The organism is Herbidospora sp. RD11066 (assembly GCF_054661255.1).
The window spans coordinates 398,896-420,570 of the sequence record NZ_BAAGDO010000006.1 but is presented as its reverse complement, the minus strand read 5'-3'; the positions used below and the strand labels follow the sequence as shown (position 1 = coordinate 420,570).

Annotated in this window: 18 protein-coding genes; 12 read left to right on the top strand and 6 right to left on the bottom strand. The window is 70.5% G+C overall.

From position 1 onward, the window contains the following. Positions 1-102: 102 nt before the first annotated feature. Positions 103-1,116, top strand: a complete 1,014-nt coding sequence (locus ACYQ78_RS24790) for a LacI family DNA-binding transcriptional regulator (protein WP_459803292.1) — start codon at positions 103-105, stop codon at positions 1,114-1,116. Here the strand turns inward: ACYQ78_RS24790 and ACYQ78_RS24785 are convergent. The 3 genes from ACYQ78_RS24785 to ACYQ78_RS24775 form a co-directional block, all read right to left on the bottom strand. Beyond that, positions 1,106-1,963, bottom strand: coding sequence for a carbohydrate ABC transporter permease (locus ACYQ78_RS24785; RefSeq protein WP_459803291.1), 858 nt, complete (start codon positions 1,961-1,963; stop codon positions 1,106-1,108). The two genes, ACYQ78_RS24790 and ACYQ78_RS24785, sit on opposite strands and share 11 nt — an antisense overlap. Then, entirely contained in the window at positions 1,960-2,904 is a 945-nt protein-coding gene (locus ACYQ78_RS24780) for a carbohydrate ABC transporter permease (RefSeq protein WP_459803290.1), read from the bottom strand. Before ACYQ78_RS24780 ends, ACYQ78_RS24785 begins: the two co-directional genes overlap by 4 nt. Before the next feature lie 64 nt (positions 2,905-2,968). After that, on the bottom strand, positions 2,969-4,264 hold the full coding sequence (locus ACYQ78_RS24775) for an extracellular solute-binding protein (protein ID WP_459803289.1): 1,296 nt from the start codon (positions 4,262-4,264) through the stop codon (positions 2,969-2,971). A 229-nt stretch (positions 4,265-4,493) separates the two neighbouring features. Between ACYQ78_RS24775 and ACYQ78_RS24770 the strand changes: the two genes are divergently transcribed. The 6 genes from ACYQ78_RS24770 to ACYQ78_RS24745 all read left to right on the top strand — a co-directional run bounded on the left by ACYQ78_RS24770 (position 4,494) and on the right by ACYQ78_RS24745 (position 10,691). Beyond that, on the top strand, positions 4,494-6,233 hold the full coding sequence (locus tag ACYQ78_RS24770) for an alpha/beta fold hydrolase (RefSeq protein ID WP_459803288.1): 1,740 nt from the start codon (positions 4,494-4,496) through the stop codon (positions 6,231-6,233). Between the two features lie 215 nt (positions 6,234-6,448). After that, entirely contained in the window at positions 6,449-7,474 is a 1,026-nt protein-coding gene (locus ACYQ78_RS24765; RefSeq protein ID WP_459803287.1) for a Gfo/Idh/MocA family protein, read from the top strand. Then, the gene (locus tag ACYQ78_RS24760; RefSeq protein WP_459803286.1) at positions 7,462-8,301 is read left to right on the top strand and encodes a DUF6807 domain-containing protein; all 840 of its coding nucleotides are present in this window, start codon (positions 7,462-7,464) and stop codon (positions 8,299-8,301) included. The genes ACYQ78_RS24765 and ACYQ78_RS24760 overlap by 13 nt, the downstream gene beginning before the upstream one ends. Next, positions 8,289-8,927 carry a cupin domain-containing protein gene (locus ACYQ78_RS24755; RefSeq protein WP_459803285.1) on the top strand — a complete coding sequence of 213 codons (639 nt, stop codon included), beginning with the start codon at positions 8,289-8,291 and terminating at the stop codon, positions 8,925-8,927. Before ACYQ78_RS24760 ends, ACYQ78_RS24755 begins: the two co-directional genes overlap by 13 nt. Positions 8,928-9,108: 181 nt before the next feature. Further along, positions 9,109-9,672, top strand: coding sequence for a copper resistance CopC family protein (locus ACYQ78_RS24750; protein WP_459803284.1), 564 nt, complete (start codon positions 9,109-9,111; stop codon positions 9,670-9,672). Then, positions 9,669-10,691, top strand: a complete 1,023-nt coding sequence (locus tag ACYQ78_RS24745) for a copper resistance D family protein (RefSeq protein WP_459803283.1) — start codon at positions 9,669-9,671, stop codon at positions 10,689-10,691. Before ACYQ78_RS24750 ends, ACYQ78_RS24745 begins: the two co-directional genes overlap by 4 nt. On the opposite strand, the gene ACYQ78_RS24740 is transcribed toward ACYQ78_RS24745, so the two are convergent. Beyond that, positions 10,672-11,793, bottom strand: a complete 1,122-nt coding sequence (locus ACYQ78_RS24740; RefSeq protein WP_459803282.1) for a hypothetical protein — start codon at positions 11,791-11,793, stop codon at positions 10,672-10,674. The genes ACYQ78_RS24745 and ACYQ78_RS24740 overlap by 20 nt on opposite strands. A 56-nt stretch (positions 11,794-11,849) precedes the next feature. Between ACYQ78_RS24740 and ACYQ78_RS24735 the strand changes: the two genes are divergently transcribed. The 4 genes from ACYQ78_RS24735 to ACYQ78_RS24720 all read left to right on the top strand — a co-directional run bounded on the left by ACYQ78_RS24735 (position 11,850) and on the right by ACYQ78_RS24720 (position 18,854). Further along, positions 11,850-14,150, top strand: coding sequence for a beta-glucosidase family protein (locus tag ACYQ78_RS24735; RefSeq protein WP_459803281.1), 2,301 nt, complete (start codon positions 11,850-11,852; stop codon positions 14,148-14,150). Then, on the top strand, positions 14,147-16,714 hold the full coding sequence (locus ACYQ78_RS24730) for an alpha/beta fold hydrolase (RefSeq protein ID WP_459803280.1): 2,568 nt from the start codon (positions 14,147-14,149) through the stop codon (positions 16,712-16,714). Before ACYQ78_RS24735 ends, ACYQ78_RS24730 begins: the two co-directional genes overlap by 4 nt. Next, the gene (locus ACYQ78_RS24725) at positions 16,711-17,556 is read left to right on the top strand and encodes an ABC transporter permease (protein ID WP_459803279.1); all 846 of its coding nucleotides are present in this window, start codon (positions 16,711-16,713) and stop codon (positions 17,554-17,556) included. The genes ACYQ78_RS24730 and ACYQ78_RS24725 overlap by 4 nt, the downstream gene beginning before the upstream one ends. Positions 17,557-17,744: 188 nt before the next feature. Beyond that, positions 17,745-18,854: a terpene synthase family protein gene (locus tag ACYQ78_RS24720; RefSeq protein ID WP_459803278.1), complete on the top strand. Its 1,110-nt coding sequence runs from the start codon at positions 17,745-17,747 to the stop codon at positions 18,852-18,854. 3 nt (positions 18,855-18,857) lie between these two features. Here the strand turns inward: ACYQ78_RS24720 and ACYQ78_RS24715 are convergent, their stop codons facing one another. Next, complete coding sequence (locus tag ACYQ78_RS24715) at positions 18,858-19,022, bottom strand: hypothetical protein (protein ID WP_459803277.1); 165 nt, start codon at positions 19,020-19,022, stop codon at positions 18,858-18,860. 124 nt (positions 19,023-19,146) lie between these two features. On the opposite strand from ACYQ78_RS24715, the gene ACYQ78_RS24710 reads away from it, so the two are divergent. Beyond that, positions 19,147-21,255, top strand: coding sequence for an ATP-binding protein (locus tag ACYQ78_RS24710; RefSeq protein ID WP_459803276.1), 2,109 nt, complete (start codon positions 19,147-19,149; stop codon positions 21,253-21,255). Here ACYQ78_RS24710 and ACYQ78_RS24705 read toward each other — a convergent pair. After that, the gene (locus ACYQ78_RS24705; protein WP_459803275.1) at positions 21,252-21,650 is read right to left on the bottom strand and encodes an ankyrin repeat domain-containing protein; all 399 of its coding nucleotides are present in this window, start codon (positions 21,648-21,650) and stop codon (positions 21,252-21,254) included. The two genes, ACYQ78_RS24710 and ACYQ78_RS24705, sit on opposite strands and share 4 nt — an antisense overlap. Positions 21,651-21,675 lie beyond the last annotated feature (25 nt).

Here is a 21,675-nt window from a genome sequence, read left to right as displayed (position 1 = left end):
GATATCCTGCTGACGGACCGTCAACAAAGAGCTGGGAGCGCTACCACCGGGAATGACGCCCCTGGTACGCGCATCCGAAACCTTTCGGATACACTTCCGGCCATGCCAGCGAAAAGGCGGGTGACGATCGCCGTAATCGCCCAAGAGGCGGGTGTGTCGGTCCCCACGGTGTCCAAGGTCATCAACGGCCGTCCCGAAGTCGCGCCGGAGACCCGGCAGCGGGTGGAACGGCTGCTGCACAAGCACGGCTACCAGCGCCGGGTCAGCCCCGGCGACGGCCCCGTCGGGCTCATCGACCTGGTGTTCGCCGAGATCGAGAGCCCGTGGGCGATGGAGATCGTGCGCGGCGCCGAAACGGCCGCGCGCGAGTCGGAGGCGAGCGTCGTCATCTCCGTGCTCCACACGCACGCCGGGCCCGGCCGCGACTGGCTGGAGCGCATCGCCGCCCGCCGCACCGACGGCGTCGTCGTCGTCGCCTCGCGGCTGTCGTCCGGGCTGCAGAACCAGCTCGCCGCCCGCTCGATGCCGTTCGTCGTGGTCGACCCCGAGGGTGAGCCCGCCGGTGGCGTCGCCTCCGTGGGCGCCACCAACTGGCACGGCGGCCTGGCCGCCACCCGGCACCTGCTGGAGCTGGGCCACCGCCGCATCGGGATGATCGGCGGCCCGGCCGACATGCTGTGCAGCCGGGCCCGCATAGACGGCTACCGGGCCGCCCTGGAGACCGCCGGGGTGCCCGTCGAGCCGGGCCTGATCCGTTACGGCAGCTTCCTCGCCGACGCCGGTCACGACCACGGTCATGCCCTGCTGTCGCTGCCCGACCGCCCGACCGCCATCTTCGCCGGCAGCGACATGCAGGCGTTCGGGGTGTTCGAGGCGGCCCGGCAGCGCGGGCTGCGGGTGCCCGAGGACCTCAGCGTGGTCGGCTTCGACGACCTGCCGCTGGCCCAGTCGGCGTGGCCGCCGCTCACCACGGTCCGCCAGCCGCTCCAGGACATGGCCGCGCTGGCCACCCGCATGGTGCTGGCGATGGGCCGCGGGGAACACCCCGAGGCCCGCCGGGTCGAGCTGGCCACCGATCTGGTGGTCCGTGAGAGCACCGCGCCGATCACCCTTTAGTCGCCCCCGCCGTGAGGCCGCCGATGAGCTGCCTCTCGGCGACCGCGTAGAAGGCCAGCGCCGGGATCATCGCCAGCACCACGTACGCGAGGATCTTGGCGGTGTCGGCCGAATACTGGCCGGTGAACTGCTGCACGCCCACGGGGAGCGTCCACCAGTCCTTGTCGTTGAAGACCACCAGCGGCAGGAAGAAGTTGTTCCAGCTGTTGACGACCGCCAGCACCGACACCGTCGCCAGGGCCGGGCGCGCCATCGGCAGCAGGATCCGCCAGAAGAACCCGAACGGCGAGCAGCCGTCGAGGATGGCGGCCTCCTCCACCTCGTGCGGGATCGACCGGAAGAACGACCGCAGGATGATGATCGTCAACGCCAGGCCGAACGCCGCCTGGGGCAGGATCACCCCCAGCGGATTGTTCAGCAGGCCGAAGAACCGCAGGATGATGAACAGCGGCAGGATCGCCACCGCGAACGGGAACATCAGCCCGGCCGCGAAGACGGTGAAGATGAACTCCCGGCCCCGGAACGCGAAGCGGGCGAACACGAACGCCGCCAGCGCGGAGACCGCGACGGTGATGAACGCCGTGGTCAGCGCGATCAGCGAGCTGTTGAACACCTGCCGCCAGAAGTCCGACGAGGCGAGCACGTTCGTGTAGTTCTCCGGCACCCACGGCGCCGGCAGCCCGATCGGGTTGTTGGCCAGCTGCTGGTTGTCCTTGAAGCCGCCCAGGATCCCGTAGACGATCGGGACCAGGATGAACACGCCGATGATGATGACGATCGTGTGCAGGGCGATCGGCCTGGCGATCCGTCCCGGCGTGCTCCGGCGTTCCCGCGCGTGGACGCTCATCGGCGGCCACCTCCCATGGTCGTGGTGGCCCCGTCGAGGTCGCGCCTGAGCACGAACCGCTGGTAACCGATGGCGAAGACCAGGCTGAGCAGGAACATCACCACGCTGATCGCGCTGGCGTAACCGACCTGGAAGCGTTTGAAACCGAAGTCGTACATCGTCACACCGAGGGTCTCCGAGGCGTGGACGGGACCGCCCCCGGTCAGCACGTACACGAGGTCGAAGAGCTGGATGGTGCCGATCACCGACAGGAAGACCGTGATCCGGATCGTCGGGCCGAGCAGCGGCAGCGTCACGTAGCGGAACACGTGCCAGGGGCCGCACCCGTCGATCTGGGCCGCCTCGGTGAGCTCCTTGGGGATGCTCTGCCGGCCGGCCAGGTAGAGGATCATGTAGAAGCCGAAGTACTTCCAGGTGATCACGACGAACAGCGAGGTCATGACCGTGTCGGGCTCGGACAGGAAGCTCGACTCGCCGAGTCCCAGGAAGCCGAGGACCTCGTTGGCGAACCCGCGCTCCGGCGACAGCAGCATGCTGAACAGCACCGCCGCGATGACCTCGCTGAGCACGTACGGCATGAAGAACAGCAGCCGGTAGAGGGCCCGCAGCTTCATCTTCTGGTTCAGCAGCAGCGCGATGGCCAGGGCCAGCGGCAGCTGGACCACCAGCCCCAGCACGATCAGGAGCGCGCCGCGCCGCAGGTCGCCCAGGAAGATCTCGTTGTCGAACAGCCGGGTGAAGTTGTCCAGCCCGACGTAGTTCTTCGGCAGCAGGCCGAAGCCGTTCCACTTGAAGACGCTGGAGTACATCGCCAGCAGGATCGGCGCCAGCACCAGGAACGAGAACAGCAGGACGCCGGGTAGCAGGAACAGGAGGATGGTGATCCGCTTCCGCGCCTTGCCCCGGTTCTTGGGCCTCAGGGGCTGTGGCGGGGGGATCAAGCGTCGCGGGACCGGAGAGGCCGTGACGGCACTCTCCGGTCCTTTTGTCGTCTTCACGCCGCGACTACTCCGACTGCGCGGTCTCGGTGATGGCCTTGACCACTTCTTCCGGCGACTTGGTCCCGGCGATCAGCTCGGCCACGCTGTCGTTGACCTGCGCGCCGACGGCCGGCGGGTAGGCCTGGTCGAGGTAGAGCTGGAAGCCGGTCGCTCCCTTGAGCACGTCGACGACCATCTTGCCGCGGGGGTCGGTGACGGCGTCCTCGGTGCCCTTGACGACGGGCAGGACGGCGCCGGTGGCGATCTCCTTACGGCTGTTGTCGGCCGACAGGATGAACTTCAGGAAGTCGGTGGCCTCCTTCGGCGCGTCCACGCCGACGGCGAAGCCGCCACCGCCGCCGAGCGCCTCGGTGGCCGCGCCCTTGCCGCCCTCGACCGAGGGGAAGGGGAAGAAGCCGAGCGCCTCGCCGAGGTCACCGGCGGTGTCCTTCTGGACGGTCGGCGCCCACTGGCCCATCAGCTCCATGGCCGCCTTGCCGCCACCCATCGCCGCGGCCTGGCCGTCGGGGGTGTCGTAGGGGGCGCCCAGGAAGCCGCTCTGGAACGGTTCGAGCTCGGCGAGCTCCTTGAGCTTCTGACCGGCCGCGACGAAGTCGGGGTTCTCGAACGACTTGGCGGACGCCGCCTCCTGGAGCGCGGGCAGCCCGGCGATCCGCATCGCGAGGTAGGTCCAGTAGTAGTGGCCGGGCCACTTGGCCTTGCCGCCCAGGGCGATCGGGGTGATGCCGGCGGCCTTCAGCTTCTTGACGGCGTCGAGGAACTCGGTCCAGGTCGCGGGCGGCTGCTCGACGCCGGCCTTCTTGAAGAGGTCCTTGTTGTACCAGAACCCGACCATGCCGATGTCGTACGGGACGCCGTAGGTCTTGCCGCCCAGCTGGTAGGCGGCGAGAGCGGCCGGGTTGAAGGTGCCCGACCAGTCGGCGATGTCGCCGGTGATGTCCTTGGCGATGCCTCCGTCGGCCTGCTGCTGTAAGACGCCGCCGCCCCACGTCTGGTAGATGTCGGGGCCCTCACCCGACTGCGCCACCGTGGTCATCTTGGCCTTGAAGGCCTCGTTCTCCAGCGGGTTGATGTTGATCGTCACATTGGGATGGGCCGTCATGTACTCCTTGGCCATCGCGTCCCACACCGGCTTCATGGGCTCGATGTTCTGGATGTGCCACCAGTCGATGACGACCTTCTCCTGCGCCGCCGGCGCCGATCCCCCTGCGGCGGGCGGTGCCTCGTCTCCGGTTCCGCAGCCCGCCAGTAGCAGTGCGGCCGCCGCCGCCGTCACCACTGCGCGTCGTGTCAACGACATATCGGTGGTTCCTTCCGTCCCGGGAATACAGTCCAAGAAACTTTCGATGAAGTTCCGATAGTTTCCCTTGATGGCAGGGAGGTTACATCGCGTTTTCCACGGGATCAACGGCCGTTGTGGAGCTGTTACTCGGCCTGTGCCGCTAGGGTTCTGCCGTGGTCCGGGCGGAGATCACGCGAAAAAGCGTGCTATCCCCCATCAAGTGCAGATTTAGCAGTGAGGTTGACGGGTGCCCGGATGGAAGACGGCGGTGAGCCTGTTCGCGGCTTCCGTCATGCTCATGGGACTTTCAGCACCCGCGCAGGCGCAGGCGCGCGCGTCGGTCGAGGAGCACGCCTGTCCGGCGCCCGTTCCCGCGGACACGACGTGCGGCTATCTGCTGGTGCCCGAGAGGCGCGACGCCTACCAGAGCGACACGATCAGGGTGGGGTTCGCGGTACGCCGGGTCGACGCGCCCAAGGGTGATCCCGTGGTGTTCACCAACGGCGGTCCCGGGGCCTCCTCCATCCAGCTGACGCAGACGATCGCCGAGATCGCGCCCGACCGCGACGTCGTCGTCATGGAGCAGCGCGGCGGGGCCTTCTCCGAACCGCGCCTGGAGTGTCCCGAGATCGTCGCCGGGGCCCTCAAGGAGCTCGCCGCCGCCGGTCCCTCCAAGGGCGACATGGCGCTGGCGGCCCGCGCCTGCCGGGCGCGGCTCACCGCCGATCTGCGCGGCTACCGCACCCAGGAGATCGCCGCAGACGTGGTCGAGCTGCGCCGCACCCTCGGCTACGAGAAGTGGAGCCTGTTCGGCGTCGGCTACTCGACCCGCACGATGCTGCTGGCCGCCGCGATGGACCCCGAGGGCGCCACCTCGGTCGTGCTCGACTCCTACCTGCCGGAGTCCTACGCCGCCTACGACGAGGCCCCGGCCGCCCTGCGCGCCATGCTCGAGCGGCTCGGTGTGGCCGACCGCTACGACCTCATGGTCAAGAACCTCAACGCCGAGCCGGTCTCGCTGGCCACCCGCGACCCGCTCACCCGCAAGCGCATCGAGGTCACCCTGACCGGCGACGACGTCGCCACCCTGCTGGCCGGGTCGGTCTCCGACCCCGAGGTCCTGCCGATCCTGCCCGCCCTGGTCGACGGCCTGGCCTCCGGGCACACCGACCTGCTCTCGCCCCTGGTCGACGCCGCCGCCGCGACGATGACCGGCCGCGAGTGGGGGCTCTACTATGCCGTGCAGTGCCAGGACGAGTGGCCGACCAACCTGTTCACGTCCAAGGCCCTGTTCACGACGTTCAACGACGCCACCACCTGCGCCGAGTGGCGGCTGCCCGCCTCCGGCGAGGAGGGCGCGCTCACCCAGGCCCCGGTGCTCGTCCTGGCCGGGCAGTACGACCCGGCGATCCCCGCCGCCACCGTCAGGACCGCCACCGAGAAGCTGCCCGCCGCCCGGTTCCAGGAGTTCGCCGGGGTCGGCTACGGCGTCTTCCAGGTCAGCGACTGCGGCCGCAGGACCATCGGCGCCTTCCTGGCCGACCCGGGCGCGCCCGCGCCCTGCGACGCGGCCCAGGCGCCCCGGGCGCTGGTCGAGCCGGGCGACGTGCACCTGACCCCCGCCGCCTACACGGCCACCGGCTTCCCGTGGGCGCTGGCGCCGCTGGGCGCGTTCGCGCTGCTGTCGCTCTTCCAGGTGGCCGGCGGCGCGATCACGATCCGCCGGGGCGGCCTGCTGACCCTGCTGGCCGGTGTCGCCGGGACGCTGTTCTGCGCCGTGGCGGCGTGGAGCGTGTCGATGGTGTCCGATCCGGTGGCGTTCACCGTCGGGATCCCGCCGATCATCTTCTGGGCGAGCGTGCTCGTGGTCGTGTCGGCCTGCCTGTCGGTGGTGGCGGTGTTCCGCGACGACGCCCCCGGGGTGCTCATCCTGCCGACCGCCACCGGGCTGATTTTCACCGCCTGGCTCGTCGGATGGGTTCTCTGACTCTTTTCCGACTCACGGCGTTGACGCGCGCCGTGTGCAGCCTTTACGTTACCCGCAACGAAAAGTCTCGGTAATCTTATGAAACTTTCGGAAGCGGGTTTCCGCATGCCCCGTACCGTTCTCTCGCGGCTCTCGTCGTGAGGTGAGACGCCCGGGCGGGCGCCCCTGGGAGCGTGGGCGCCCGCCTGGGTCACAACAACGGAAGGTGGGGCCGGATGATCCGGGTCGCCGTCGTCGGGATCGCCGGCGTCTGCCATCTGCCCGCGCTGCGCGCCCAGGCCCATCGGGCCGAGGTGGTCGCGGTCGCCGACGTCGACCGGGCCAGGGCCGCCGTGTTCGCGAGGGAACACGGCATCCCCAGGTTCTACGGATCGGTCACCGAGTTACTCGAAAACGCACGTCCGGACCTGGTTCACCTGTGCACGCCACCGGGCGGACACGCCGTCCAGGCGATCGAATGTCTCAAATCGGGCGCTTGGGTGTGGATCGAGAAGCCCGCATGTCGTTCACTTGCTGAGTGGGACGCCATCACCGCCGCCGAGGGACCCGGCTACGCCTCCGTGGTCTCGCAGCACCGCTTCGGCTCCGGCGCCCGCCATCTGAAGGAGATCGCGCCCCTTCTGGGCCGCCCGCTGGTGGCCCAGTGCGTGACGGCCTGGTACCGCGACCCCGGTTACTTCACGGTCCCGTGGCGTGGCCGCTTCCGGACCGAGGGCGGCGGCCCGACGGTCGGCCACGCGATCCATCAGATGGACGTCATGCTCTCGATCCTCGGCGACTGGAGCGAGGTGAGCGCGATGACCGCGACCCTCGACCGCGACGTCGAGTACGAGGACGTCGCCATGGCCACGGTCCGTTTCACCACCGGCGCGCTGGGCTCCGTCGTGACGAGCCTGCTGTCGCGCCGGGAGGAGAGCTACCTGCGCTTCGACTTCACCGACGCGACGATCGAACTGCGTCACCTGTACGGCTACCGCAACGAGAACTGGTCGGCCACGACCGACCTGTGGCAACCCCCGGACGACGAGCCCAGCTCGCACGCCGCACAGCTCGACGTGCTGCTCGACGCCTACGAGAAGAACGAACGCCCGCCCATGAGCGCCCGCCAGGGCCGCCAGGCGCTGGAACTGGCCACCGGCATCTACGCCTCGGCCCACCGCAGGCGCCCCGTGGCCAAGTCGGAGCTCACCGCCGACGACCCCTTCTACCATCGGCTGGACGGCGGCGCATGGACGAGCTGATCTACGACGAACGCGGCGTGGAGATCCTGCGCTACGTGTACGACGACCGCACCACCGACGTCTTCGAGTCGCCCAAGCCCTACTTCCACCCGATCAGGACCCTCGACGGCGACCTCGTCAGCGGCTTCCGGCCGCACGACCACCGCTGGCACAAGGGCCTGGCGATGACGGTCTCCGACCTGTCGGGCGAGAACTTCTGGGGCGGCGGCACCTACGTCCGCGAGACCGGGGGCTACGTCGACCTGCCCAACACCGGCACGATCCGCCACGACGGATTCGACGGACCGGGCACCCAGCACCTGAGCTGGCACACCCTCGCCGGCGAGCACTGGATCGACGAACTGCGCGAGTTCCGCGTCACCGACGTCGAGGACGACTCGTGGGCGCTGGAGTTCACCGCCACGCTCCGCAACGTACGCGGCGCCGACCTCGTGTTCGGCAGCCCGACGACCAACGGGCGCCCGATGGCCGGTTACTGCGGCCTGTTCTGGCGCGGCCCGCGCTCCTTCGAGCACGGCGAGGTCATCGCCGAGACCGGGGAGGGCCCTGAGATGATGGGCCGCAGCTCCCGATGGCTGGCCTACGCCGGCCGCCACGACGGGGTCGACCGATCGTCGACTTTGCTGTTCCAGACCCCCGCCCCGGTGACCTGGTTCGTGCGTACGACACCATTCGCTGCGGTCAACCCCTCGATCGCCTTTGACGAGGTTGTTAACCTGCCGCGTGGAGAGAGCATGCGGCTGGGCTATCGCGTCGTCGTCTGCTCGGGGGGCTGGGATAGGTCCCGGCTGGCCGCGTACGTGAAGGAGCACCCATGTTCGGCATAGGCGTCACCGCCTTGAGTGTCTATGACTGGCCCGGCGCCGACGGCCGATGCGGTGGTTCGCCCCACCTGCACACGCTGTGCGCCGAGGCCTATGTCGTGGTCGCCGGGAGCGGATCTGTACAGACTCTGACCTGGGAGGGTTTCCACGAGACCCCCCTCATACCCGGGGCGGTGGTGTGGTTCACGCCGGGCACCGTCCACCGGCTCGTCAACGACGGCGATCTGAAGATCGTCGTGGTGATGCAGAACAGCGGGCTGCCCGAGGCGGGCGACGCGGTGTTCACCTTCCCCAACGCGGTGCTGAGCGGCGACTACGAGCGGGCGGCCGGCATGGCCCCGCGCTGGCGGCGCGATCTGGCGCTGGAGGGTTTCCGGCAGCTGAAGGAGGCCGGGCAGCCGGGTTTCGAGAAGTTCCTGGAGCACGCCGTGCGTCTGGTCGGCGGCCGTCTCGACGACTTCGAGGACCTGTGGCGCGAGGGCCCGCTGAAGGCGGTCGAGGACACCGAGAAGCAGCTCGCGTCGCTGCGGCGCGGTGACTACGACTATCTGCGCGAGGCCCGGGTGCAAGAAGGGTCCGGGGAGCCGCGCGACGGCATGTGCGGGCACATTTTCACGTATCCCGGCTAAGCGAGGCTTAAGAGCGCCTTAAAGCAGTACTATCAGGAAACTTTCTTAAAAGAAAACATTGACTCACCTGATCACGCGGCTTAGGTTCACGGTCATCGGGGCGGAACGACTCTGCCCGTCGAGGCGTCCGGGCCGCGTGAGAAAGGTGACGCTCACGCGGCCCGGGCTTACCCTGCCAAGCGTGCGATTTCTCACCGTCTCGCTGGTTCTCCTGGCGGCCCTCCTGTGGCCGGTGCCGGCGTCGGCCCACAACGTCCTCAAGACGAGTGACCCGGCCGACGGGGCGACCGTGTCCCGGCTCGACCGGGTGACCCTGACCTTCGACCAGCCCGTCCGCGCCGATTTCGCGAAACTGGCCCTCACCGGGCCCGACGGGGCGCGTCACGACGCGGGTCTGACGGTCCGCGACGAGGTCGTGACCGCGACGGTGAAACCCCTCACCTCCGCCGGTGTGTACGTCATCGGCTGGCAGATCGTCTCCAACGACGGCCACCCGGTGACGGGCACGATCAGGTTCACCTACACCGGCACCGGCGCCTTCACCGGCGCCCCGGCGACCCTCGCGCCGCGGCCCGGCGCGGTGTCGGCGCCGATCCCGGCCGCCTCGGGCGGGAGCTGGGTCTGGGGCCTGCTGATCTTCGCCCTGCTGATGCTGGCCCTGTCGACCTGGGTCCTGCACCGCCACGGCACCCGCCCCCGCCCGGCGGGCACCGCCGCCCCGGCCCGTGACAGGACGCCCGCATGACCCTGCTCGCCTCCCGGCCCGCCGCCATCGACCGGCGGCTGCGCGCCCTCCCCCTCGCGGGCCTCATCGGCGCCGGGCTGACCGCGCTCATCGTCGCGACGTGGGCCACGCTCCCGGAACCACCCTTCGGGCTGCCCTCAGCGGGCCCCTGGGTCGAGTTCGGGCTCCCGGTGGCCCGGTTTGTCCTGGATGTCGCTGCGCTCGTCACCGTCGGTCTCAGCCTCTTGCCGAAGCTGCTGGGGTTCGACCACCCCGAGGCGACCGAGGAGGCCGCGTCCCGGGCCCGCCGGTGGGCCGTGTATTCGGCCGTCGTGTGGGCCTTCGCCGCGCTGGTGTCGGCTCTGCTGAGCGCCGCCGAGGTGATGCCGGGCCGCTTCCCCGATCTTCCCCTGTACGTGGACGCGATCGGCTCCGGCCAGGGTCTGGTGGTGAGCGCGGCGGCGGCGACGTTCAGCGCGGCCATCGGGATGTTCGCGGTCAGGTTCGGCGAGAAGGTCCCGGCCGAGCTGCGGGTCGGCGCGGCGGTGTTCGGCCTGCTGCCGCTGCCGGTGACCGGGCACGCCTCGAACTGGTACTGGCACGACCTGAGCATGGTCGCCATGGAGCTCCACGTCATCGGCGCCGCCCTGTGGACCGGCGGGCTGCTGGCGCTGGCCCTGCTGCTGGCCTCCGACCGCGAACTGCTGGCCCGCACCCTGCCGAGGTTCTCGAAGCTGGCCACCACGGCGCTGATCGTGGTGAGCCTGTCGGGCCTGTTCACCGGGATCGTCGAGCTGCTGCTCTCCCCCAACCACGCGTTCCCCGGGTCGCTGGTGACGACCCACTACGGCCTGCTGGTGGTCGTCAAGACCGTGCTGGCCGGGGTGGTCGCCCTGGCGGGCGCCAACATGCGTTACCGGCTGCTGCCGGGGGTGGTCGCCCGCCGCCCGACCGCGTTCGCGGCCTGGGCGGCGGTCGAGCTGACCGTGATGGGCCTCGCCTACGGCGTGGCCGTGGTCATCACGCGGACGGGCGGCTGAGCACCTTCCCGGACAGTTCCACGACGAGCCAGGCCACCGTGAGCCCGGCGACCGCGTAGGGCCACGCCCACGGCGCGTAGGGCGGCGCGATCACGTAGGCGTCCTGGAGCCAGAGCCCGCCGAAGACGCCACCGGTGACGACCAGGCCGCCGATGACGATCCGCCCGTACATCCGCGGGACCAGGAACACCAGGTCGACGCAGACCGCCCCGAGGATCAGGAAGAACGGGATCGCCGAGGTCGGGAAGCCGATCCCGCCGAGGATCGGCCAGATCAGCATCCGGTAGGCCACGTAGCCCACCGCGATGAGCGTCGCGGTGAACCGGTAGCCGGTGGCCTTGCGGGCCGCGACCAGGATCGCCATGCCGACGATCCCGGCCCACAGCGAGTAGACCGCGTCGGGCACCGGCAGCGCGAAGTTCTGCACCGCGATCGTGTCGACCGGCCGCCCGAGGTCGGCGGCAGCGAAGGCCAGCAGCGACGGCTCGGCCTCCGGCTCCCCGCGCAGCCAGGCGGCGAGGCTGACGACCCCGTACTCCTGGTGCTCGCTCGGGAAGATGGCGTTCTCCAGGAAGAAGCCGAACAGCGCCGCCAGCACGACGGTCCGCAGGCGGCCCGGTTCGGCGCCGACGTACCAGCCCCGGATCACTCCGGCGATCATGAACGCGGTGCCGATGAACAGCAGCGCGTGCGACGGGCTCCACGCGGTGATGTCGAGGCCGTTGACCTTGTGGTTGATCAGGTCGAGCGGGATCGCCACCAGGAAGGTGCCGGTCCCCCACAGGATGAGCCGCTGGGCGGCCCTATCGACGCCGTAGCCGGTGTACCAGTGCACGATCGTCAGGCCGACCACGATCATCGTGCCGACGGTGTTGATCAGATGGGGCGGCGCGAGGTCGTCGCGCAGCCAGCGGAAGTGCCACGAGACGTCCCACGACGCGCCGAGCACCTTGAGCACGAACGCCACGAGCCAGGCCGAGTAGAGCACCCGGAAAAGGTCGGGCGGGGTCGGGCGGCCGGGCAGGCCACGCGACCAAAGCGGCAGACCCCAGGCCACAACCTGGCGGGGCACCCGCGTGAGCATCGTTGTTCCAGTCGCCACGCGCGAATTGTGCCGTTCCCTTTACTCACGGCGCAATCAAACGATGAGGTGAGCGAATGAACCTCGACCGCAAGGCCTCGCTTCTCGGCGGACGGGACATGTGGACGCTTCCGTCCGCACCCGAGATCGGGCTGCCCTCCCTGGTGACCTCCGACGGGCCGATCGGGGTTCGCGGCGCGAGCTGGATGGCGGGCGATCCGGCCCTCGCGCTGCCGTCGCCGACCGCCCTGGCCGCCACGTGGGACGTCGACCTGGTCCGCCGGGCCGGGGAGGCGCTGGCCGCCGAGTGCCGCCGCAAGGGCGTGCACGTGCTGCTCGCGCCGACCGTGAACCTGCACCGCACGCCGGTGGGCGGGCGGCACTTCGAGTGCTTCTCCGAAGACCCGCTGCTGACCGGGGAGATCGGGGCGGCCTACGTGGCCGGGGTGCAGTCGGGCGGGGTCGGCGTGACGGTGAAGCACTTCGTGGCCAACGACTCCGAGACCGACCGCATGACGGTCGACGTCCGGGTGGACGAGCGCACCCTGCGGGAGGTCTACCTGGCGCCGTTCGAGCTGGTGGTGCGTAAGGCGGCGCCGTGGGGGGTGATGGCGGCGTACAACCGCGTGAACGGGGTCCCGATGTGCGAGCACACCGAGCTGATCGAAGGGGTGCTGCGCGGCGAGTGGGGGTTCGACGGGATCGTGATGTCCGACTGGACCGCCGCCCGCGACGCGGTGCGGTGCGCGCTCGGCGGGCTCGACGTGGCCATGCCGGGTCCGGGGAGCGTGTTCGGTGCACCGCTGGCGCGGGCGGTGCTGGCGGGGGACGTACCGGAAGAGCTCCTGGATCTCAAGGTGGCCCGGCTGAAGGCGCTGCACGAACGGGTCGACCTGGACGACCTGGGCGACCGGCCCGCCGAAGACGGGGTCGCGCTGGCGCGGGAGATCGCGGCGCGGTCGTTCACCCTGCTGACCAACGACGGCGTGCTGCCGCTCGCCCCCGAACGGAAGATCGCCCTCATCGGCGGCCTGGCCACCGACGCCCGGATCATGGGCGGCGGCAGCGCGATGGTGTTCCCCGAGCACGCCGTCTCGCCCCTCGAAGGGCTGACCGCCGCCGGGCTCGACGTCACGTTCAGCCGGGGCGCCGACGCGAGCAGGAGGGTCAACCCGGCGATCATGGCGGCGACCGCGACCGCCCGCGCCGCCGACGGCCGGGTGCTCGGCGAGTTCACGCTCCACGACGGCGCGCTGTCCTGGCTGGGCACGGTGCCGGTGCCCTACGAGGAGCTGCACACCGTCGAGATCAGCGGCATCCTCGACGCGGCGCCGGGCTGGAACACCCTGGCCGTCGAGGGCGCCGGGCGGTTCACCCTGGAGGCCGACGGCGAGACCCTGTTCGACGGCGTGGTCCACCCGACCGGCGACGACCCGATGGCCGCGTTCTTCTTCCCGCCCCAGCACGAGGTGCTCGCCGACCTGCCCGGTCCCGTGGTGGTCAGCCTGATCCACACCGTCCACCACTCGCCTGAGCCGCCGGCCTTCGTCGGCTTCGCGCTCTGCCACCGCGAGCCGAGGCCCACCACGGGCCGGATGATCGCCCAGGCGGTCGAGGCGGCCCGCGACGCCGACGTGGCCGTCGTGGTGGTCGGCACCTCGAAGGAGGTCGAGAGCGAGGGCTTCGACCGGACCTCCCTGCGGCTGCCCGGCCGCCAGAACGAACTGGTGCTCAGGGTCGCCGAGGTGAACCCGCGCACGGTCGTCGTGGTCAACGCCGGGTCGCCGGTCGAGATGCCGTGGCGCGACGACGTCGCCGCGATCCTGCTGACGTGGTTCCCCGGCCAGGAGGGCGGCCACGCGCTCGCCGACGTGCTGACCGGCGTCACCGAACCCGGCGGCCGCCTCCCCACGACCTGGCCCGCTGCCCTGGACGACTGCCCGGTGATCAACGTCACACCCGACGACGGGGTGCTCTCCTACGACGAGGGCCGCTTCGTCGGCTACCGCGCCTGGGACCGGGCGGAGACCGCCCCCGCGTTCCCGTTCGGCCACGGCCTCGGCTACACGACGTGGTCGTACGACGAGATCACCGTCGACGGCCTCCAGGTCACCGTCACCCTCACCAACACGGGCCCGCGACCTGGGCGGGAGGTCGTGCAGGTCTACCTCGCCCCCGAGGAACCGGGCGACCGCCCGGCCCGCTGGCTGGCCGCGTTCACGGTCGGTGAGGCGGAGGCGGGCGAGACGGTTTCGGTCACCGTGGAGATCCCCGCACGGGCGGTGGAAATCTGGACCGAAAAGGGCTGGGCGGCCGTCCCCGGCGCGTATCGGGTCCTCAGCGGACTCTCAGTCAGCGCCGATAGGCTCGCGATATGACGTTTCCCGGGGGCCGGCGCGGCCTCGCCGTGCTCGTCGCCGTGCTCGTGGCCGCCGCCGGAATCATCTGGATCGCCTGGCCGTCCGACGGTCTCCCCCGGGGGGAGGACGTCGTCATCCCCGTCGTCGACGGCCCGGCCGACGACCAGAAGGTGCTCATCGACGCCGCCTACTACCCGCCCGAGGGCGGCGGCAGGGCGCCGGCGGTGCTGCTCGGTCACGGGTTCGGCGGCAGCAAGAACAGCGTCCGCGACCAGGCGGGGCAGCTCGCCGAGCAGGGCTACGCGGTGCTCACCTGGTCGGCGCGCGGTTTCGGCCGCTCCACCGGTGAGATCGCGCTGAACTCGCCCGACTACGAGGTCAAGGACGTCCGGCAGCTCATCGACTGGCTCGCCAAGAAGCCCGAGGTGCTGCTCGACGCCGCGGGCGACCCGCGCGTCGGCATGGCGGGCGGCTCCTACGGCGGCGCGATCGCCCTGATGACCGCCGCCCACGACCCCCGCGTCGACGCCATCGCGCCGTCGATCACGTGGTACGACCTGGCCGACGCCCTGTTCCCCGAGGCGTCCGGCGCCGGTCCGGCCTCGGGCGTGTTCAAGAAGATGTGGGCCGGGATCTTCTTCAGCGCCGGCGGCTCCGGCCTCAACCCCGCGAGCCAGGCCGACGGCCTCGCCCGGCTGCTGGGCGGCTCCTCGGGACAGCCCGCGCCCGACACGATCACCCCCGAGCAGGCGCAGTGCGGCCGGTTCCTGCCCGCGATCTGCACGGTCTACCAGGAGATCGCGGCCACCGGGAAGGCCACTCCCGCCGCGATCGACCTGCTCAGGAAGTCGTCGCCGGTCTCCGTCCAGGGGAAGATCAAGGTCCCGTCACTGATCATCCAGGGCCAGCGCGACTCGCTGTTCCCGCTCGGCCACGCCGACCTCAACGCCGCGGCGATCAGGGCCACCGGCGCCCCGGTCGAGGTCGCCTGGATCGCCGGGGGCCACGACGGCGGCGACACCGAGGCCGACTTCGTCTTCGGCCAGACCCTCAACTGGTTCGACACCTACCTGAAGAAGACCGGAACGGCCACCGGGCCGGGCTTCACCGTCTCCCGCGACGGCGGCCGCGACCCCGGCACCCGGCAGAACGTCCTGCTGCACGCCGAGGGCCCCTCCTACTCGGGGATCACCGGCACCGTGACGACGCAGCTCGACCTGCTCGGCCCCGACCAGGAGGTGGCGACCCCGCCCGGCGGCAGCCCCGCCGCGATCTCCTCGGTCCCCGGCCTCGGCGGCCTGCTCGGCGGCAACGGCGGCGGCGGTTCGGCGGGCGCCTCGCTCGACCTGCCCGGCCAGGTCGCGACGTTCGAGACCCGGCCGCTCGACACCGCGCTCACCGTGACCGGCTCCCCCACCGCCGACATCAAGGTGTACGGCGAGGGCGAGGTCACCCTGTTCGCCAAGCTCTACGACGCCGCCTCCGGGCAGCTCGCCGTGCTCCCCGGCGGCCTGGCCGCGCCCCTGCGCGTCACCGCCACCCCCGCGGGCACGCCGGTCAAGGTGACCCTCCCGGCCGTCGACCGCCGCATCGAGCCCGGCCACGTGCTGCGCCTGTCGGTCACCACGACCGACATGGCCTACGCGCTGCCGGCCGAGCCGAGCGTTCACCGGGTCGGCCTGGGCTCCTCCACGCTGACGATGCCGGTCGACGCCGGGCTGGTCCCCCCGCCGCAGGGCCCCGCCTGGTGGACGTGGGCGTTCCCGCTCGCCTCGGTCCTGGCGGCGGCGGTGATCCTGCTGACCGGCCGTCCGCGCCGGGCCGCCATCGCGCCCGATCCCGAGCTGGCCGAGGTGCCGCTGGCGATCACCGGGCTGACCAAGCGCTACAAGAACGGCCACAAGGCGGTCGACGACCTGGCGTTCCGCGTCGAGAAGGGCCAGGTCCTGGGCCTGCTCGGGCCCAACGGCGCGGGCAAGACCACCACGATGCGGATGATGATGGGCCTCATCCACCCCGACGACGGCGAGATCCGCATCTTCGGCGACAAGGTCGTGCCGGGCGCCCCGGTGCTGTCGCGGCTGGGGTCGTTCGTCGAGGGGCCGGGCTTCCTGCCCCACCTGTCGGGCCGGGCCAACCTGGAGCTCTACTGGCAGGCGACCGGCCGCCCGGCCGCCGACGCCCACATGGACGAGGCGCTGGAGATCGCCGGTCTCGGCGCCGCCGTCGAAAGGGCCACCCGCACCTACTCGCAGGGCATGCGGCAGCGCCTGGCCATCGCCCAGGCCATGCTCGGCCTGCCCGACCTGCTCGTGCTCGACGAACCCACCAACGGGCTCGACCCGCCCCAGATCGCCGAGATGCGGCGGGTGCTGCGCTCCTACGCCACCGGGGGGCGGACCGTCATCGTGTCGAGCCACCTGCTGGGCGAGGTCGAGCAGGTGTGCAGCCACGCCGTCGTCATGCACCGGGGCCGCCTGGTCTCGGCCGGTCCCGTCAAGGAGCTGCTCAGCCGCGGCGACCTCAACGGCTCCACCCGCCTGGAGGACGTGTTCCTCGACCTGATCGGAGAGAAAGCGTGACCGCGACCGGCTACGCCCCCGGGCGCACCCTCCCGCTGCGGGTCGAGTTCGTCCGCCAGTTCCGGCGCCGCCGGACGATGGTCATGTTCGGCCTGCTGGCGGCGCTGCCGTGGATCCTGGTGATCGCCTTCCAGTTCGGCCCCAATAACAACAACAACGGCGGCAGCGGCCTGCGGATCTCCGACCTGGCCACCCAGGGCGGCCTCAACTTCGCCGCGTTCGCCCTGTCGGTCTCCGCCAGCTTCCTGCTGATGGTCGCGGTGGCGCTGTTCTGCGGCGACACCGTGGCCAGCGAGGCCAACTGGTCGTCGCTGCGCTACCTGCTGGCCGCGCCGATCCCGCGCGACCGGCTGCTGCGCCAGAAGCTGATCGTCGCGCTGACCTACTCGGCGGCGGCGGTCACGGTCGTGCCGGTGATGGCGGTGCTGGCCGGCACGGTCGCGTTCGGCTGGAACGACGTGCGGGTGCCCGGCACCGGCGAGGTCATCGCGGCCGTCGACGTGCTGCCCAAATTCGGAATCGTCATCCTGTACGCGATGGTCACCAACCTGGTCGTCGCATCGCTGGCGTTCCTGCTCTCGGTGAGCACCGACTCGCCCCTGGGCGCCGTGGGCGGCGCGGTGGGCCTGGTGATCGTCAGCACGATCCTGCAGGCCGTGGAGGCCCTGGGTGGACTGCGGGAGTTCCTGCCGACCTTCTGGAACACCGCCTGGCTCGACGCCCTGGCGCCGGTCCCCGACTACAGCGGCATGATCAAGGGATCGGCCGTCGCGGTCACCTACGCGGCGGTCCTGCTGGCCTTCGCGTTCCGCCGCTTCCGCCGGAAGGACGTCGTCTCCTGACGATTGACAGGCCTCCGATTTCGTGTAGGAATCGATGGGACAAAAGGCTCATTTAAGCTCGGACGCTTTAATTAAGCGCAATCACGCCCACACAACTCACCGGGCCGAAAATTCCTGCGCTCTTGGGACCGTGCCAACGCCGCCCAACTTTTGTCGCGCCCGGCCAGACGAACCGGAAGGACCTGCTCGTGACCAGTGTCGTTTCGTCGCCCCGGATGGACGTCCCCTCGTTCTACTGCCCCTTCCCCTACGCCATCTCCCCCGAAGCCGACGAAGTGGACCGTGCCACAGTCCAGTGGATGGACGACTTCGGCCTCTTCCGCTCCCCCGAACAACGCGAGTACCTCGCCGCGCAGCGCATCGGCCACTGCGCCGCGCTGGCGCTCCCCCACGGGCGCGGTGAGGGGCTGCGCCTGGCCGCCGACTACGTCTTCTGGCTGTTCACCTTCGACGACATGTACTGCGACGAACGCGTCGACGAGATGTCGCTCGACGCGTTCGTCCAGTTCGTCAGCAAGCTGACCCGCATCGTCGAGGCGCCCACCGCGCGGATCCTCACCGACGACCCGTGGGCCGAGGGCCTGCGCGACATCCGCTTACGCCTCGAACGGACCGCGACCCCGGTCCAGCTCGCCCGCTGGGTCGAGGAGCAGCGCAAGTATCTGTTCGGGCTGATCTGGGAGACGGCCAACCGGCTGGAGGGCCGGATCCCGGCCGTCGACGACTACGTGACCATGTGGCTGAACGCCAGCGCGTGCGGCGCCAGCGTGATGTTCGTCGACATCAGCGCCGGATACGAGGTCAGCGCCGACGACATGGCCGACCCCCGGGTGCGGGCGCTGACCGAGATGGCCAACGCGATCATCGCCTGGGACAACGACCTGATCTCGTTCAACAAGGAGTCGTACCGGCAGCACCGCTACGGCTATCCGCAGATCCAGAACCTGGTCAGCGTGCTGACCTCCGGCGGCCGCTCGGTCGAGGAGGCCTCCGCCGAGGCGGTGCGCATGCGCGACCGGGTGATGACCCTGTTCCTCAAGGTCGGCGACGAGGTGCGGGCCGGCGCCACCCCCGAACTCGACCGCTACGTGCACGGCCTCGGCGAGTGGATCAGGGGCTACCTGGCGTGGGCCATGAGCACCGGCCGCTACCTGGATCCGCGCAACCCCACCGACCGCGTCGCGGCCGACCCGGTCACGATGCCGGGAAGCTGGAAGGAACGGGCCAGCGACGACCGCCTCGACCCGCTTCCGGTCCCCGCCATCACCTGGTGGTGGGATCAGCTGGCGACCAAGTAGGGGTCACCAGTGGGGCGGGCGGTCTTCCAGGAGCCTGGCGTCGTCGTCGGACTCGCGCCACTCGCCCCACCCGTGGTCGGTGTCGTCGAGGGTCTGGTCGGGAAGCACCGGAAGGCCGTCGTCGGACAGGTCGACGGGGCGCAGTTCATCGGGCTGCGGCTCGGACATGGTTTCAGCCTAGCGAAGGGCGGGGTCCGGATGAGGTATCTCCACCACGCTCCCACGGCCAAATGCCAACAAAGGTACGATGCCGAGGCAGGTGCAAGCCGGAACGCGACCCCCGTGAGGCGGCATGGCGACCCCAGCAGGTAGGCGCAGAGAGGGCAATCTTCCGGCGGAGCTCACGAGCTTCGTCGGGCGGTCACGGTTACTGACCACGATCAGGCAGCGCATACAGCAGTCGCGCCTGGTCACGGTGACCGGGATCGGCGGCGTCGGCAAGACCCGCACGGCTCTGCGCATCGCCCACCAGTTGCGCCCCCAGTTCGACGACGGGATCTGGTACGTCGACCTGGCCCGCCTCCAGGATCCGTCGATGCTCCACCACACCGTCCGCACCGCCCTGGGCCTGGCCGACCAGTCGAGCCGCACCAGCGGCGACACGCTGGCCGACTGGATGGGCGAGCGCAACGTGCTGCTCATCCTCGACACGTGCGAGCACATGGTCCAGGCGTGCGCCGAGCTGATCGACGACCTGCTGGCCCGCAACCCCAACCTGCGGGTGCTGGCCACCAGCCGCCGCTCCCTCGACATGACCGGCGAGTCGGTCGTCTCGATCACGCCGCTGACGGTGCCGGGGCAGGATCCGGGCGAGTCCCCGTACAACAACGAGGCCGTCGAGCTGTTCCGGCAGCGGGCGACCGCGGTGGTGCCCGACTTCACGGTCGAGGAGAACAACATCACCGCCGTGGCCGAGCTGTGCGTGCGGCTCGACGGCATCCCGCTGGCGATCGAGCTGGCGGCGGTCCGGCTGCGCGCCCTGTCGGTGGAGCAGATCCTCGGCCTGCTGACCGACCGGTTCTCGCTGCTGGCGGGCGCCTCCCGCACCGCGTTACCGCGCCACCAGACGCTCCGGGCCGCGATCGGCTGGAGCCACGAGCTGTGCGAACCGGCCGAACGGCTGCTCTGGGCCCGCCTGTCGGTGTTCTACGGCGACTTCGAACTCGACGCCGCGCGCTACGTCTGCGCCGGCGACACGCTGCCGCCCGACCGGATCATGGACGTCATCACCGGCCTCGTCGACAAGTCGGTACTGATCAGCTACAACACCGTCTCGGGCCAGCGCTACCGCCTGATCGACACCCTGCGTGAATACGGCGAGGCGTGGCTCGGCAAGCTCGGCGAGACCGACAACCTCAAGCGCCGCCACCGCGACTACTACCTCCAGCTCGCCGAACGCGGCGAGCACGCCTGGTCGGGCCCGCGCCAGGTGCACTGGTTCGTCCGGATGCGCCAGGAGCACGACAACGTCCGCACGGCCGTCGACTACTGCCTGTCGGCGCCGGGCGAGGTCCGCATCGGCCTCGAACTGCTCTCGTCGCTGTGGTTCATGTGGGTGGCGTGCGGCTTCATGCGCGAGGGGCGCCACTACCTGGAGCGTGCCCTCGGCATCTCCCGCCAGGCCAGCAAGGAGCGCTGCCGGGCGCTGTGGACGCTCGCCTACGTCTGCAACATGCAGGGCGACCACGACGCCGCCACCGAGGCGGCCGAGCGGTGCTCGTCGGAGGCGCTGGAGGTCGGCGACTCGAGCGCGGTGATCTTCGCGACCAAGATGCTCGGCACCAGCGCGATGCTGAAGGGCGACTTCAAGCGGGCCACCGCGCTGCTCGGCGTGGCGATCGAGTTCCACCGCAGCGGCCGGGAGCTCAACCCCGGACTGCTCCCGGCGGTGGCCGAGCTGGCGCTGGTCTTCACGCGGCAGGGCGACTTCCCCGAGGCCGAATCCCTCGTACAGGACTGCCTGAAGATCTGCAACGAGCGGGGCGAGCTGTGGATCCGCTCCTACGCCGTATGGATCCAGGCGCTGCTGGAGATCGAGACCGGCAGGCCCGACAAGGTCAAGACCAGCGCGCGTGAGGCGCTGCGGATCAAGCGCCACTTCCACGACGTGCCGGGCGTGCTGCTGACCCTCGAGACGATGGCCCGCCACGCCGCCTCGACCGGCGAGGTCGCCCACGCGGCCTACCTGCTGGGCGCCTCGGAGCACAACTGGCGCGCCTCGGGCCTGGCCCAGCTGGGATCCCCCTTCCTGAGCGAGGACTTCGAGCGCACCATCAAGGAGTGCAAGGAGACCATGGGCATCGACGAGTTCGAGCGCGTGTTCACAGCCGGGCAGGCCCTGTCGCTGGAGGACACCATCGCGGTCGCCCTCGGCGAGCTCGAGGTCTTCGACGACCTCTAGGCCCCGTCGTCACCGAGGCCGAAGATCTCGAGCGAGGTGGTGTCGCCGAACATCCGCGCGGTGTCGGCGGCCGACGGCCGGCCCTCATGGGGGTCGGCGCCCGCCTCGACCAGCGCCCTGACCACGTCGTGGTTCTTCTTGAACACCGCCCCGGCCAGGGGGAGCTGCCCCCGGTCGTTGGGCCTGCCGGGGTCGGCGCCCCGGTCGAGCAGCGCCCGTACCGTGTCGGCGTGGCCGTGGTAGGCGGCCAGCATGAGCAGGGTGTCGCCGTTGTCGTTGTGCAGGTCGGCGGGGACGCCCGCGTCGACGTAGGCGGCCAGTTCGCCGGTCCGTCCCTCCCGGGCGAGGGCGAAGAGCCGGGTGGCGAAGTCGACGAGTTCTTGATCCGGCTCCATGCGCCCTATTGTCGCCCGGTAGGGT